General features: G+C 53.4%; 17 protein-coding genes and 1 tRNA gene. 8 read left to right on the plus strand and 10 right to left on the minus strand.

What is annotated here, in order from left to right; genetic code table 11:
- Positions 1-148: 148 nt before the first annotated feature.
- From AC6I8W_RS02300 to aspA, 8 genes are all read right to left on the minus strand, one after another.
- The gene (locus tag AC6I8W_RS02300; RefSeq protein ID WP_497836823.1) at positions 149-322 is read right to left on the minus strand and encodes a YlcI/YnfO family protein; all 174 of its coding nucleotides are present in this window, start codon (positions 320-322) and stop codon (positions 149-151) included.
- A 204-nt stretch (positions 323-526) separates the two neighbouring features.
- The gene (locus tag AC6I8W_RS02305) at positions 527-703 is read right to left on the minus strand and encodes a hypothetical protein (protein ID WP_497836824.1); all 177 of its coding nucleotides are present in this window, start codon (positions 701-703) and stop codon (positions 527-529) included.
- Positions 704-723: 20 nt separating this feature from the next.
- Positions 724-799 (minus strand) — tRNA-Phe (locus AC6I8W_RS02310).
- 108 nt (positions 800-907) lie between these two features.
- Positions 908-1486, minus strand: a complete 579-nt coding sequence (gene dicD, locus AC6I8W_RS02315) for a division control transcriptional repressor DicD (protein ID WP_497836825.1) — start codon at positions 1484-1486, stop codon at positions 908-910.
- 65 nt (positions 1487-1551) lie between these two features.
- Positions 1552-3252, minus strand: a complete 1701-nt coding sequence (locus AC6I8W_RS02320) for a protein-disulfide reductase DsbD (protein WP_497836826.1) — start codon at positions 3250-3252, stop codon at positions 1552-1554.
- A complete protein-coding gene (gene cutA / locus AC6I8W_RS02325; protein WP_497836827.1) occupies positions 3228-3551 on the minus strand; it encodes a divalent cation tolerance protein CutA in 324 nt (107 codons plus the stop codon). Before cutA ends, AC6I8W_RS02320 begins: the two co-directional genes overlap by 25 nt.
- A gap of 76 nt (positions 3552-3627) precedes the next feature.
- Positions 3628-4929: an anaerobic C4-dicarboxylate transporter gene (locus AC6I8W_RS02330; protein ID WP_497836828.1), complete on the minus strand. Its 1302-nt coding sequence runs from the start codon at positions 4927-4929 to the stop codon at positions 3628-3630.
- Positions 4930-5032: 103 nt separating this feature from the next.
- Positions 5033-6469 (minus strand): aspartate ammonia-lyase, encoded by a 1437-nt coding sequence (gene aspA / locus AC6I8W_RS02335; RefSeq protein WP_013507630.1) that lies wholly within the window; start codon positions 6467-6469, stop codon positions 5033-5035.
- A 385-nt stretch (positions 6470-6854) separates the two neighbouring features.
- Here aspA and AC6I8W_RS02340 point away from each other — a divergent pair, with 385 nt between their 5' ends.
- From AC6I8W_RS02340 to AC6I8W_RS02355, 4 genes are all read left to right on the plus strand, one after another.
- Positions 6855-7307, plus strand: coding sequence for an FxsA family protein (locus tag AC6I8W_RS02340; protein WP_497838092.1), 453 nt, complete (start codon positions 6855-6857; stop codon positions 7305-7307).
- Between the two features lie 196 nt (positions 7308-7503).
- Positions 7504-7797 (plus strand): co-chaperone GroES, encoded by a 294-nt coding sequence (locus AC6I8W_RS02345; RefSeq protein WP_013507632.1) that lies wholly within the window; start codon positions 7504-7506, stop codon positions 7795-7797.
- A 48-nt stretch (positions 7798-7845) separates the two neighbouring features.
- Entirely contained in the window at positions 7846-9501 is a 1656-nt protein-coding gene (groL, locus tag AC6I8W_RS02350; RefSeq protein ID WP_497836829.1) for a chaperonin GroEL, read from the plus strand.
- 194 nt (positions 9502-9695) lie between these two features.
- Positions 9696-10043, plus strand: a complete 348-nt coding sequence (locus AC6I8W_RS02355) for a DUF4156 domain-containing protein (RefSeq protein WP_480367731.1) — start codon at positions 9696-9698, stop codon at positions 10041-10043.
- 107 nt (positions 10044-10150) lie between these two features.
- Here the strand turns inward: AC6I8W_RS02355 and epmB are convergent, their stop codons facing one another.
- Entirely contained in the window at positions 10151-11179 is a 1029-nt protein-coding gene (epmB, locus tag AC6I8W_RS02360) for an EF-P beta-lysylation protein EpmB (RefSeq protein ID WP_497836830.1), read from the minus strand.
- 41 nt (positions 11180-11220) lie between these two features.
- Here epmB and efp point away from each other — a divergent pair, with 41 nt between their 5' ends.
- The 4 genes from efp to epmA all read left to right on the plus strand — a co-directional run bounded on the left by efp (position 11221) and on the right by epmA (position 13387).
- Positions 11221-11787 carry an elongation factor P gene (gene efp / locus AC6I8W_RS02365; protein WP_013507636.1) on the plus strand — a complete coding sequence of 189 codons (567 nt, stop codon included), beginning with the start codon at positions 11221-11223 and terminating at the stop codon, positions 11785-11787.
- 55 nt (positions 11788-11842) lie between these two features.
- Positions 11843-11974, plus strand: coding sequence for an entericidin A/B family lipoprotein (locus AC6I8W_RS02370; RefSeq protein ID WP_013507637.1), 132 nt, complete (start codon positions 11843-11845; stop codon positions 11972-11974).
- Between the two features lie 101 nt (positions 11975-12075).
- A complete protein-coding gene (locus AC6I8W_RS02375; protein ID WP_480367739.1) occupies positions 12076-12210 on the plus strand; it encodes an entericidin A/B family lipoprotein in 135 nt (44 codons plus the stop codon).
- A gap of 199 nt (positions 12211-12409) precedes the next feature.
- Positions 12410-13387 carry an elongation factor P--(R)-beta-lysine ligase gene (gene epmA, locus AC6I8W_RS02380; RefSeq protein ID WP_497836831.1) on the plus strand — a complete coding sequence of 326 codons (978 nt, stop codon included), beginning with the start codon at positions 12410-12412 and terminating at the stop codon, positions 13385-13387.
- Between the two features lie 12 nt (positions 13388-13399).
- On the opposite strand, the gene degS is transcribed toward epmA, so the two are convergent.
- Positions 13400-14464 carry an outer membrane-stress sensor serine endopeptidase DegS gene (gene degS / locus AC6I8W_RS02385; RefSeq protein ID WP_497836832.1) on the minus strand — a complete coding sequence of 355 codons (1065 nt, stop codon included), beginning with the start codon at positions 14462-14464 and terminating at the stop codon, positions 13400-13402.
- Between the last annotated feature and the right edge of the window lie 41 nt (positions 14465-14505).

Below are 14505 nucleotides of genomic sequence, written 5' to 3' on the forward strand. Positions count from 1 at the left end.
GGAAAGTTATTATCCATAACAGGCCTTTTGTTTATCCATGCGAATATCGTTTTAAAATTCAGTCATCCTCTCACCCGCACTTATGTCTTATTATTTTTTTGTCGCTTGCATGGTGGGTTAAATAACCGGGGGTATTTAAAGGATAATTTTATCTTTTAAAATTCTTTTGAATCTCACGCACTTTAAGACGACAGGCATCGACGACCCAGGCTGAGAAGTTCTGGCTGTTTTCACTGCTCATACTTTCTTCAATCTGATCGAGCAACGCATGAGAGAATCGGATGTGTTTGCGACGGGTTTTGGAATTTGTCATTTTGTCCATATTTGTCCCCTGTAAAATTATCAAAATCTATAAAGGTGGCTGAAAGGTAGAATAATATTTCTCTCAGGCGGTTTCTGTAGAAAAATATCTGCAGGTGAATTTTGATACTTTCCTGAACCGTATAATTTTCCTGATGTGGAAATAATGCTATAAAAATTTTCTCGATAAGGGTACTAAAAGGGGAGGTAATTCATTTACAAAGCGTTAGCTAATGTAAAAACGGCTGAAGGCAAAAAAAAAACCAGTCATTGTAGCGGCGCGATTTATCGCGCGGATTAAATAACCTCTGAAAACAGCGCGATAAATCGCGCCGCTACCAATGCGGGTGGAGCGTAGTTCGATGACGAGCAGCTCGGTTTCAAAAAGCAAAAACCCAGCCATTGGCTGGGTTTTCTGAATTTTGGTGCCCGAACCCGGAATCGAACCAGGGACACGGGGATTTTCAATCCCCTGCTCTACCGACTGAGCTATTCGGGCAACGGGGCGCATTAAACCCTAATGGCTTACGGTCGTCAACGGCTTTCGCGAAAAAACCGCAGGAAACGTGATTGATTGCCTGCTTTTCAGGCAAAGCGGTCAAAATCGTCAGGATAGCGCCCCGTTTTTACGGCACAACGCGATGCTAAGCACGTCTTCCGCCAGACGGCGCGCCATCGCGACATCCTGCACATTGCGTTTCACCAGCAGCTTGCTCAGGCAACCTTCCAGAATCAACTCCATCTGATCCGCCACCATTGTCGGGTTATCCAGTTCAAGATTGACCAGAATATCGTGGGTAAATTGCCAGGAGGCGCGTTTTTGCTGCTCAGCCAGTTGATGAACCGGTTGATCGGGCTGCGGATAGAAGCTACAGGCGGCGATAAACAGGCAGCCGGGGAAACGGCCTTTGCTGACGTGCTCCGCCAACACCTCGTAACGTGCCAGCAGTTTTGCTTCGGCACTCAGATGCTCGTTAAGCTGAATCTGACGTCGCCAGCTATCAATTTGCTGGCCGTGATAGCGCAGGGCGTCATACAGCAGTGCATCGCGATCCGGCCAGTAGCGTTCCAGTTGCTCTGGTGACAGTTCACTGTCTCCGGCCAACTGGGGCAATGAAGTGGTTGCGGCGAGGCCGCGCTGTTCAAGCACATTCAACGCATGCTCGAGTATCTGTTCACGTTGCAAGTGACTCTCCTCTGGTATGCGACCCGTCCGGCAGTCGGACGGGGTGTGTCTTGCTCCAGTGTCGTTTAACGCGGCAGATTGTGCAAATGTGCGCGGAATTCGTCGGCGTTAAGGAAGCCGGTCACGCGTGAGTCAGGAATCTCTTTACCTTGCGCGTCAAAGAACAGAATGGTCGGCAGGCCCAGTACCTGTAAATGTTGCAACAGCGCGTTATCCTGGGGGTTATTGGCGGTGACGTTCGCCTGCAACAGCTGTACCTGGCTCAGGGCGCTGCGCACCTGGTCGTCGCTAAAGGTGTATTTCTCAAATTCTTTGCACGCCACACACCAGTCAGCATACAGATCAACCATGGTGATGCGTCCCTGGGCCTGTTGCAGCGCCGTATCAAGCTGCTGGCTGCTGGCAATTGGCTGGAAGGGCAGATGCGCCACGGTTTGAACTTGGTTATCGACGCCGAACGCCCAGTCCTGCAATGGACGTGCGGCCACCACCGCTGCCGCCAGCATCACCACTTGTACAATGCGTCCTTTACCTTGTAGTCCGAGGCTCAGGCGGAACGCCCAGGCAAAGAAGGCGACGCCGAGCAGACTCCACAGGCGCATTCCCCAAACATCACCAATCACGCGTTCCAACAGGAAAACCGGCAACGCGAGGATCACAAAACCAAAACCCTCTTTGACGCTATGCATCCACGGGCCGCTTTTGGGCAGCAGTTTGTTGCCGAACAACGTCACGGCAATCAGTGGCAAACCCATACCAAACGCATACAACCACAAGGTGCCGGCACCGGCCAGCAGATTGCCGCTCTGGGCGATATACAGCAGGATCGCGCTGAGTGGCGCGGTGGTGCAGGGGGAGCAGATCAAACCCGCCAGCGCGCCCATCGCGAATACGCCCGGCAGCGAGCCACCCTGATGGCGGTTGCTCCAGAGCGTCAGACGTGTTTGCAGACTGGCAGGTAGTTGCAGCGTGAACAGGCCAAACATCGACAGCGCCAAAATGATGAACAGTACCGAGAGGCCAATCAATACATAAGGATGCTGCAACGCTGCCTGAAAGCGCAGCCCGGCGGCTGCGACTACCACGCCGAGCGCGGTGTAGGTCAGCGCCATGCCCTGCACGTAGACCATCGCCAGTGCGAACAGGCGTCCGAGCGAGTAACGACGTGGGCCGCCAAGGATAATGCTGGAGATCAGCGGATACATTGGCAATACGCAGGGGGTAAAGGCCACGCCGATACCAATCAGTAACGCCCATAACGGAGAGAACGGCAGCGAGGTGCTGTGGTTGTCCGGTTGGGCGCTTACCGGCGGTGCGGCGTTATTGGCCGCAACGGCGTTGAGCGGCACCGAGCGTGTTTCTGGCGGATAACAAAAGCCCGCAGCGGCACAGCCCTGATACGTCACCGTCAGGGTGGCACCGTCGCTGGCCTGATGAATGGTCACGGGTAGTTGAAGATCCTGCGGATAGATTTCACTTTTGCCGTAGAACTCATCCTCGTGCGCTTGCCCTTGCGGCAGTGCCAACGGGGCGATCTGCGCTTTTTGCGGCGTGACGTGGATTTGCTGACGATAAAGGTAATAGCCGGATTTAACTTTCCAGCTTAACGTCAGCTGATTACCCTGCTGGCTAAAGTCAAAGCCAAAGGCCTGATCAACCGGCACAAAGCGGCTGTTGTTATTGGGCGAAAAGATTGAAGCCTGAGCCGACAGGCTGATAAACAGCGCCAGGCAGAGGCCGATCAGGCGAGAGATGCGCGCAACCATGACAAGTATTCACTGTCTCCATGTTGTACCGGCAGTGCCAGCAGTTCGGGCACATCATACGGATGCGCCGCTTTAAGCAAATTCATCAGCGCCTGCTGATGTTGCGTATCGCACTTCAGCAACATCTGTACTTCGCTGACCCGTTCCAGTTTCCCTTCCCAGACATACAACGAGGTCGCACCTGGCAGCAGCGTGACGCAGGCCGCCAGTTTCGCATTCAGTGCGCGCGCGGCCAGTTGCTCAGCACTGGCCTGATCCGGCGCAGTGCACAGCACCACAATGGCAGAGTTGATGCTCATCAGTAGGCTCCCATGACGAAAGGGGGGTGATCATAACACGACCAGCTAAACACAAGGTTTACAGGATGTAACCCGGCTACAGGATCAGGCTGCCAAACAGGAAACCAAATAACACCGACAAGGCGATAGCCAGCACACCAGGCACGATAAATGAATGATTAAAAACATACTTACCGATGCGTGTGGAGCCGGTGTCGTCCATCTCAACCGCTGCCAGTAGCGTCGGGTAAGTGGGCAACACAAACAGGGCCGAGACCGCAGCAAATGACGCAATGGCTGCATGGGGTGATACGCCCAGCAGCAGCGCAGCGGGCATCAGCGCTTTGGTGGTCGCGGCCTGTGAATAGAGCAGGGTTGCGGCAAAGAACAGCACCAGCGCCAGCAACCACGGATAGCTTTGCAGCATATCCCCGGCCAGCGTCTGGATCGCGTCAAGGTGCGCTTTCACAAAGGTATCCCCTAACCAGGCCACCCCCATTACGCAGATACAGGCGCTCATACCCGACTTGAAGGTACTGGCGCTCAGAATCTCACCGGTATCGATTTTACAGGTCAGACAGATAAGCGTGGCGATGGTTAGCATAAACACCACTATGGCTTCGTTGCGCGGCAGCACCGGGTTGGCGAGCAAACCGACGCTATCGCTGATCGCGGTGGCATACAACACTACTGCTGCAATGCCGACCAGGAATAGCACCACCGAGCGTTTCGCACCGGGTTTGAGGTCAAATACCTGCGCACCGCGTAGTGTCACTTCACCTTTTGCCAGCCGCGCCTGGTAGATTTCATCGTCTTTCAGTTCTTTACCAAGAAAATTGGTCACGATGGCGGCACAGAAGATCGCCAGCATCGTCGAGGGTAATGCCACGCCGAGCAAGGCGAGATAACTGACGCCGCGGGGTTCCAGCAGCGAGGCGAAAAACACCACCGCAGCGGAGAGGGGGGAGGCAGTGATGGCAATTTGCGACGCCACCACGGCGATGGAAAGCGGGCGTGAAGGGCGTACCCCTTGTTCTTTGGCGACTTCTGCAATCACCGGCAGAGTGGAAAAGGCGGTATGCCCGGTGCCAGCCAGTAGCGTCATGACATAAGTGACCAGCGGTGCGAGGAAGGTGACATAACGGGGATGGCGGCGCAGCAGGCGTTCGGCGAGGCTCACCAGATAATCCATGCCGCCCGCCACCTGCATGGCAGCAATGGCAGCGATCACCGCCATGATGATTTCAATCACATCAAAGGGAATCGCGCCCGGTTTCATGCCGCAAAACAACGTTAGCACCAGCACGCCGAGTCCCCCAGCGAAGCCAATACCGATGCCGCCCAGACGGGCACCCAACCAGATCGCCAGCAACACGATCATCAATTCGATCACGATCATCTTTTCACTCCCTGAAACGCGACATTCCTTAGTTGTAGTCGCCCAAAAAAAACACGCCCGTATTCTATACGGGCGTGCTTGCTACAACGTGATCCAGAACGGGTTATTGTTCGTTTTCGTCGGTGTAGCGTTTCGCTTTGTAGGCCGGGAACATCAGGTTCTGAATGGAGAAAATATCGTCCAGTTCTGCTTCAGTCAGCAGGCCGCGCTCCAGCACCACTTCACGCACGCTCTTACCGGTTTCAGCACAAATCTTACCGACGATGTCACCATTGTGGTGACCAATGTATGGATTGAGGTAAGTGACGATACCGATGGAGTTGAACACGTAGGCTTCACACACCGCTTTGTTGGCGGTGATGCCGTTGACACACTTCTCCAGCAGGTTATAGCAGGCGTTGGTCAGGATGCTGATGGATTCAAACAGCGCCTGGCCGATCACCGGTTCCATCACGTTGAGCTGCAACTGCCCGGCTTCGGCCGCCATCGTCACCGTAGTGTCGTTGCCGATGACCTTGAAGCATACCTGGTTCACCACTTCCGGCACCACCGGGTTAACTTTGGCTGGCATGATGGAAGAACCCGCCTGCAATTCCGGCAGGTTGATCTCGTTGAGACCGGCACGTGGACCTGAGGAGAGCAGGCGCAGGTCATTACAGATTTTCGACAGTTTCACCGCCAGACGCTTCAGCGATGAATGCACCATCACGTAGGCACCGCAGTCGGAAGTGGCTTCAATCAGATCTTCCGCCGGAACCACCGGCAGGTTGCTGACTTCCGCCAGACGCTGCACTGCCAACTGCTGATAACCGTCCGGCGTATTGAGGCGTGTGCCGATGGCGGTCGCGCCGAGGTTCACTTCCAGCAGCAGTTCTGCGGTACGCAATACGCTGCGCGTCTCTTCGTTCAACAGCACGTTGAACGCGTGGAACTCTTGTCCGAGGGTCATCGGCACCGCATCTTGCAACTGGGTACGGCCCATCTTGAGGATGTTCTCGAATTCCACCGCTTTGCGCTGGAAACCTTCACCCAGTTGGTTGATGGCATCGATCAGTTTCAGAATCGAGGTATACACCGCGATACGGAAACCGGTGGGATAAGCGTCATTGGTGGACTGACACTTGTTCACATGGTCGTTCGGGTTGAGATATTGATATTCACCTTTGTGATGACCCATCAGCTCCAGACCGATGTTAGCCAACACTTCATTGGTATTCATATTCACTGAAGTCCCTGCGCCGCCCTGATAGACGTCCACCGGGAATTGATCCATGCACTTACCGTTGTTCAGCACCTCATCACAGGCCTGAATAATGGTGTTAGCAATATTGCGGGGAATTGTTTGCAGCTCTTTGTTTGCCAGGGCGGCTGCTTTCTTGACCATCACCATACCGCGAACGAATTCAGGTATGTCACTGATTTTGCTATTACTAATATAGAAGTTCTCAATCGCACGCAGAGTGTGAACACCATAGTAGGCGTCGGCCGGAACTTCACGCATGCCTAACAGGTCTTCTTCGATACGAATGTTGTTCGCCATGATTACCTTCTTATTATGGCTGCTGAGTGGCTGCCGGACGCACTCTGAGGCGATCAGAGAAGGGCGGCGAGTCACGTGCAGGTGATGCAATTATATTGTCGTGGAATACCAGCGCCGACATTTTATCCATCTTCGGTCTGGCGAGCACGATCATATTCTGTCATTACAGAAAAGCCTGTGCACAGATCACTTTACGGGCTTTTGCTGACGCTACGCTAATAACGATATGTGATGTTTCTCACAATTTTAAGTCAGCCGGAAAAATTTGGCAGGATCGGTTGAAATCAGCGCTCTGAATGACCATCTCTTTCTTTACGGTCCCTTTGACCATCCCATTCTGCTGTCTGGCCTGGCGCGAGGCAGCCTCAACTCACAGGAGATATCGGTGCGCTGGTTACCGTTTGTGATCTTTTTTGTTCTGGCCTGGATTGAAATCACCCTTTTCATCAAGGTCGCGCATGTGCTGGGCGTGCTGCTCACCATGCTGCTGGTGATTTTCACCTCATGTATTGGTATCTCGCTGGTGAAAAATCAGGGTGTGAAAAACTTCATGCTGATGCAGGAGAAAATGGCGCGTAATGAAAGCCCGGCAGCAGAGATGATCAAAAGCGTTTCGCTGATCATCTCTGGTTTTTTGCTGCTGTTGCCCGGCTTTTTTACCGATTTTCTCGGCTTACTGCTGCTGTTGCCACCGGTGCAGAAGCACCTGACGCTGAAGCTGATGCCACATTTGCGCGTCTGGCGTGGACCGGGTGCAGGGCCAGACAGTGGTTTTACCGTTGATGGTGAATACGAGCGCAAAAATAACGATCGTATCGGCCACGACAAAGACCAGTAATTTTCTCAAGGCGGCGCAAGCCGCCTTTTTGCTGCATTTTTCGGCGTCTGTTACAAAAACGAAAATTTTTTCTGGTTTCCCCCTTGAAAGCCTTCTTATTAGCCCTAATCTCTTCCACCACGAGGCCGGAAGCCATGAAGCCCGGCGTTCAACCCCTAAAACTGAATGATTGGACTTTCTAAAGGAGAGCTATCACATGTCAATTCGTCCGTTACATGATCGCGTGATCGTCAAGCGTAAAGAAGTTGAAGCAAAATCAGCTGGCGGCATCGTTCTGACCGGTTCTGCGGCAGGCAAATCTACCCGTGGCGAAGTGGTTGCCGTAGGTAAAGGCCGTATCCTGGAAAACGGCAACATCCTGCCACTGGACGTTAAAGTGGGCGACGTGGTGATTTTCAACGAAGGTTACGGCGCAAAAACCGAGAAGATCGACAATGAAGAAGTCCTGATCATCTCTGAAAGCGACATTCTGGCGATTGTTGAAGCGTAATTTTTACGCGTAATTCACTGAACGAAACGAATTTAAGGGATATTTGAAATGGCAGCTAAAGACGTAAAATTCGGTAATGACGCACGCGTAAAAATGTTGCGTGGCGTGAACGTACTGGCAGATGCAGTAAAAGTTACCCTGGGCCCGAAAGGCCGTAACGTGGTACTGGATAAATCTTTTGGTGCACCGACCATCACTAAAGATGGCGTTTCTGTGGCACGTGAAATCGAGCTGGAAGACAAGTTCGAGAACATGGGCGCGCAGATGGTGAAAGAAGTGGCCTCTAAAGCGAACGACGCAGCAGGCGACGGCACCACCACCGCAACCGTACTGGCACAGGCTATCGTTAACGAAGGTCTGAAAGCTGTTGCGGCTGGCATGAACCCGATGGACCTGAAGCGCGGTATCGACAAAGCCGTTATCGCTGCTGTTGAACAGCTGAAAGCGCTGTCAGTTCCGTGCTCTGACTCTAAAGCGATTGCTCAGGTTGGTACTATTTCTGCTAACTCCGATGAAAGCGTCGGTACCCTGATCGCTCAGGCGATGGAAAAAGTGGGTAAAGAAGGCGTTATCACCGTTGAAGAAGGTACTGGCCTGCAAGACGAGCTGGACGTGGTTGAAGGTATGCAGTTCGACCGCGGTTACCTGTCTCCGTACTTCATCAACAAGCCGGAAACCGGTGCTGTTGAGCTGGAAAGCCCGTTCATTCTGTTGGCTGACAAGAAAATCTCTAACATCCGCGAAATGCTGCCGGTGCTGGAAGCCGTTGCCAAAGCAGGCAAACCGCTGCTGATCATCGCTGAAGATGTAGAAGGCGAAGCGCTGGCGACTCTGGTGGTTAACACCATGCGCGGTATCGTGAAAGTGGCTGCGGTTAAAGCACCGGGCTTCGGCGACCGTCGTAAAGCCATGCTGCAGGATATCGCTATCCTGACTGGCGGTACTGTTATTTCTGAAGAGATCGGTATGGAGCTGGAAAAAGCGGCGCTGGAAGACCTGGGCCAGGCTAAACGCGTAGTGATCAACAAAGACACCACCACCATCATCGACGGTGTGGGCGACGAAGGCGCTATCTCTGGTCGCGTGACCCAGATTCGCCAGCAGATCGAAGAAGCCACTTCTGACTACGACAAAGAAAAACTGCAGGAGCGCGTAGCGAAACTGGCAGGCGGCGTAGCCGTGCTGAAAGTTGGCGCAGCCACTGAAGTTGAAATGAAAGAGAAGAAAGCGCGCGTTGAAGATGCCCTGCACGCCACTCGTGCTGCGGTAGAAGAAGGTGTGGTTGCCGGCGGCGGCGTGGCGCTGGTACGCGTTGCGGCAAAAATCTCTGCATCTGACCTGAAAGGCCAGAACGAAGATCAGAACGTCGGTATCAAAGTTGCGCTGCGCGCAATGGAAGCTCCGCTGCGTCAGATCGTCTCTAACGCCGGTGAAGAGCCGTCTGTGGTTGCCAACAACGTGAAAGCGGGCGACGGTAACTACGGTTACAACGCGCAGACTGAAGAATACGGCAACATGATCGATTTCGGTATCCTGGACCCAACCAAAGTAACCCGTTCTGCGCTGCAGTACGCGGCTTCTGTGGCTGGCCTGATGATCACCACCGAATGTATGGTCACTGACCTGCCGAAAGGCGACGCACCTGACTTAGGTGGCGGTGCTGGCGGTATGGGTGGCATGGGCGGTATGGGCGGCATGATGTAATCGCCGTTGACTGCTTAAGTCATCTGAGAACCCCTGATCGGCAACGGTCAGGGGTTTTTCTTTTGCTGGCGAAAGGGTATAAGTAAGGGCGCAATACTTCGGCTTTGCGGGTTAGGGCAATGAATGTTCAGAAAAAATGTGCGCTTTTCTGCTACGCTGCCGCCCGACACTGATGATAATAAATGGGGATTACAATGCGGATTAACCTCTTGCTCGGACTGGCAGTCGGTAGTTTACTGCTGGCGGGTTGCAGCAGCTCAAATCAACTGAGTTCTGGCGGCGAGCGCGTGACTTTCGTCGATCAGCAACCGGGCAGTGAATGTCAGCTTCTGGGAAATGTCACTGGTTCACAGAGTAACTGGCTGAGTGGTTCTGGCGGTGAAGGCAGTTCACTGCGTGGCGCAGCCAACGATCTGCGCAACCGCGCGGCAGAAATGGGCGGCAACACGATTTATGGCGCTACCAGCCCAACGCAGAATCTGCTGTCTGCGTTTGCCCCGCTCGACAGCAAAATGACCGGTCAGGTTTACAAGTGCCCGTAATGGCATAGTCAGATAGATTCGGTATATCCCCGTAGCGGCGCGATTTATCGCGCTCTTTTCAGGCTAAAACCTGCGCGATAAATCGCGCCGCTACGGTTGGTTGTTTGCTATTCCTGACGTAACTGCAAATCGAGTGGCGTTTTACTCGGTTCCCCGCCGATCTCACGTGCCAACTTCGGCACCATATATCCCGACACCATGGTCAGTAGCTCACGCACCAGCGCACGGGCTTCATCGTCCGGCACGAAGAAATGTGCCGCGCCCTGCACCTTGTCCAGCACATGCAGGTAATAAGGCAAAATACCCGCATCAAATAACGCGTTGCTGAGGTCGGCCAGCTGTTGCGCATTATCGTTAACGCTACGCAGCAGCACGCTCTGATTAAGTAGCGTAACACCCGCACGTTTCAGCATCTGCATACCGTAGCGTAATTCATCATCGATCTCCTGCGCATGGTTGATATGGCTCACCAGCAGGACCTGCAAGCGGGTATTTGCCAGCAACTGGCATAATCCCTCGGTAATACGCGCCGGAATCACCACCGGCAGGCGGCTGTGAATACGCAGACGTTTCAGATGCGGAATCTTCTCCAATGCCTCAACCAACCACACCAGTTCATGATCCCTGGCCATCAGCGGATCGCCGCCGGAGAAAATGATCTCGTCCAGCTCGGGATGATCGGCGATGTAATCAATGGCAGCCTGCCAGTTACGTTTGTTGCCCTGATTATCCTGATAGGGGAAGTGGCGGCGGAAGCAGTAGCGGCAATTGACGGCACAGCCGCCTTTTACCAACAACAGCGCACGGTTTCTATACTTATGCAGTAAACCCGGCACCACGCTGCTCTGTTCATCCAGCGGGTCGGTGCTGTAACCGGGCGCATCATTGAATTCCTGACGGCTGGTCAACACTTGCAACAGTAGCGGGTCCTGCGCATCGCCGATTTTCATGCGCTGAATGAATGCACGTGGCACGCGCAGGGCGAAAAGTCGCCTTGCTTCAGTGCCTTCGACCAATTCAGCATGGCGATCGAGAGCTAAAAGTTGCAGTAATTCAGCAGGATCGGTGACAACATCAGCAAGTTGCTGCAACCAATCTTCTCTGGAAGGGGGATTTAGGGTTACAATGTGTGCCATTTTTTTGGCTATTACCAGTTCAATATTTACAGAGGGCCTTTATGGCGACTTATCTTAGCAACGATTTTCGTTCCGGTCTTAAAATCATGTTCGAAGGCGAGCCGTATGCCATCGAATCCAGTGAGTTCGTTAAGCCGGGTAAAGGCCAGGCATTCGCGCGCGTTAAAATGCGTCGTCTGCTGACCGGTTCTCGTGTTGAGAAAACCTTCAAATCTACCGACTCCGCCGAAGGCGCAGACGTGAAAGATATGACGTTGCAGTACTCCTACAACGACGGCGATTTCTTCTACTTTATGCACCCGGAAAGCTTCGAGCAGTATCAGGTTGAAGCTAAAGTTCTGGATGAGGTGCAGAAGTGGTTGCAGGACAATGCTGATTGTATCGTTACCCTGTGGAACGATAAAGCCATTGCCGTTCAGCCGCCGAACTTCATCGAAGCTGAAGTTATCGAAACCGATCCGGGCCTGAAAGGTGATACCGCAGGTACTGGCGGTAAGCCGGCTACGCTGGCAACAGGTGCAGTCGTTAAAGTGCCGTTGTTCGTGCAGATTGGCGAAGTGGTGAAAGTTGACACCCGCTCTGGCGAATACGTTTCTCGCGTAAAATAATCGTCAAATCAGGCGCATCCTTCGATGCGCCTTTTTTCTAAGTGAGTTCAGAATAATGAAAAAGCTGGCAAAATTCGTCGCCTTTGCGTTGCTGGTCTCCTCGGCATTGAGTGCCTGCAACACCTTTCACGGCTTTGGCGAAGATGTCTCCCACCTGGGTGGCGCTATCTCCCGAGCCGCTAAGTAATCGCCTGACATCTCCTTTTTCCGCGGTCAGTGCCGCAGCGTTGCGTATTAATACTATGCTTTAAAGGCTGTACTTTTACTGCAACCAAAAAGGATATGGCTATGTTAAAGAAAAGTATTGTTGCGATTTTCTCGGTACTGATTCTTTCCTCCCTGCTTTCTGCCTGCAACACCACCCGTGGTGTAGGGGAAGATGTCGAAGCAGGTGGCAAGGCGATTCAGCGCAGCACGCAGTAATGTCTGACCGGTGCGGAACGCGTTTCGTACCGGCTTTTCTTTTCTCCCGGCTTTATCCCAAACCTCTCATTTTCCACTCCTGACTGCTTTTAAACCTTCTGACCCTATGCTGATATTGAGGGCGTAAGCGTGGCGGCGTTGTCTGTCATCACCAATACGGGTAGACTTCCACCCCTTATCTGTATAAGGAGTCATCAACATGAGCGAAACGGCAAGCTGGCAGCCGAGCGCACCCATTGCCAATTTGTTGAAACGTGCCGCTATCATGGCGGAAATACGACGTTTCTTTGCCGATCGCGGCGTGCTGGAGGTCGATACCCCGGCGATGAGCCAGGCGACCATCACTGACATCCATCTGGTGCCCTTCCAGACGCATTTTGTTGGCCCCGGAGCCAGTGAAGGGCGTGATCTCTGGCTGATGACCAGCCCGGAATACCATATGAAGCGCCTGCTGGCGGCGGGCAGCGGCCCGATTTACCAACTGGGTCGTAGCTTCCGCAATGAAGAATCGGGGCGTCATCACAACCCTGAATTCACCATGCTGGAATGGTATCGCCCGCACTACGATATGTACCGACTGATGAATGAGGTCGATGATTTGCTGCAACAGGTGCTGGAGTGCGACAGTGCGGAATCGCTTTCGTACCAGCAGGCGTTTATTCGTCACCTGGAGCTGGATCCGCTGTCTGCGGATAAAGCGCAACTGCGCGAAGCCGCAGAAAAGCTCGGTGACGGCGAACTGGCGCGCGATGAAGACGATCGCGATACCTTGCTGCAATTGCTGTTTATGCTGGGCGTCGAACCGAAAATCGGTATCGATAAGCCAACATTTGTCTATCACTTCCCGGCCAGCCAGGCGGCACTGGCGGAGATCAGCACCGAAGATCACCGCGTCGCGGAGCGTTTTGAGGTGTATTACAAAGGGGTGGAGTTAGCGAACGGTTTCCGTGAATTAACTGACAGCCGTGAGCAGCGTCAGCGTTTTGAGCAGGATAACCGCCGTCGCGCAACGCGTGGCTTGCCACAGCATCCGATCGACACCAACCTGCTGGATGCGTTAAAACACGGTATGCCTGCCTGTTCAGGAGTAGCGCTCGGTGTGGATCGTTTGATTATGCTGGCGCTAAAAGCCAACTCGTTGAGTGAAGTGATCGCCTTCCCGGTCGATCGCAGCTAGTCGGTACGACGATTAATTCCCGCTGTTCTGCGGGAATTCCTCAATCGTCACCGGCAAACTCATCTTCTGCTCGTTACGCAGCACCTGCACATCAATCACTGAACCAGGGCGAATCTCCGCCACCTGGTCCATGGTCTCCTGCGCGGAGACCGCTGGTTTGCCGTTGACGCTAAGCAGGACATCGTTAGCCTGAATCCCGGCCCGATCGGCGGGACCACCTGGCGCCACGTCGCTGACAATAATTCCTTGCACGCGATCCAGGGTGCTGCCCTGACCATGTAATGGCGGCAATTCACGTCCGGTAATACCGATATAGCCGCGAATCACCCGGCCATCACGAATCAGTTTATCCATGATTTTGGTCGCAAGCGCGGTCGGAATGGCAAATCCAATTCCTTCCGGCGTCTCGCCATCATTGCTTTTATCAAACGTCAGGGTATTGATACCCATCAGTTCGCCCAGCGAGTTGATCAGTGCGCCGCCTGAGTTGCCCTGGTTGATCGAGGCATCGGTTTGCAGGAAGTTCTGACGGCCGGAGGAGCTGAGGCCGACACGACCGGTAGCGCTGATGATACCCTGCGTCACGGTCTGACCGAGGTTATAAGGGTTACCGATAGCCATCACCACATCGCCAATGTGTGGTACACGCTTAGCATTAATCGGGATGACGGGGAGATTGGTGGCGCTGATTTTCAGCACGGCAAGATCGGTCATGGCATCGGAACCTACCAATGTCGCTTCAAAGAAACGGCCATCCTGTAATGCGACAATAATCTGGTCGGCGTTATTGATGACGTGTTTATTGGTAAGAATGTAGCCTTTTACGTTCATGATCACGCCGGAACCCAGCGTGGTGATACCGCGATTGTTGTTGCCATGCGCGCTACGGTTATAGACGTTGACCACCGCAGGCACAGCACGACGCACACCCTGGTTAAAACTGAAGGGTGCTTCATCATTGCTGCTGTCATGTTCAATCAGGGCACTGGTGCCCATGCGGAGTGTTGGGATCGCTGCCAGCAGAATGCCTGCAACGATCAGGCCCATCACCACAGAACGCAAAAGTTTAAGAAACATGGTGTTAGTTTAAGCCGGATAAGATCGCAGGGCAGAATAGC

Source organism: Pantoea sp. X-Soil-TKNS-1211 (genome assembly GCF_059730495.1).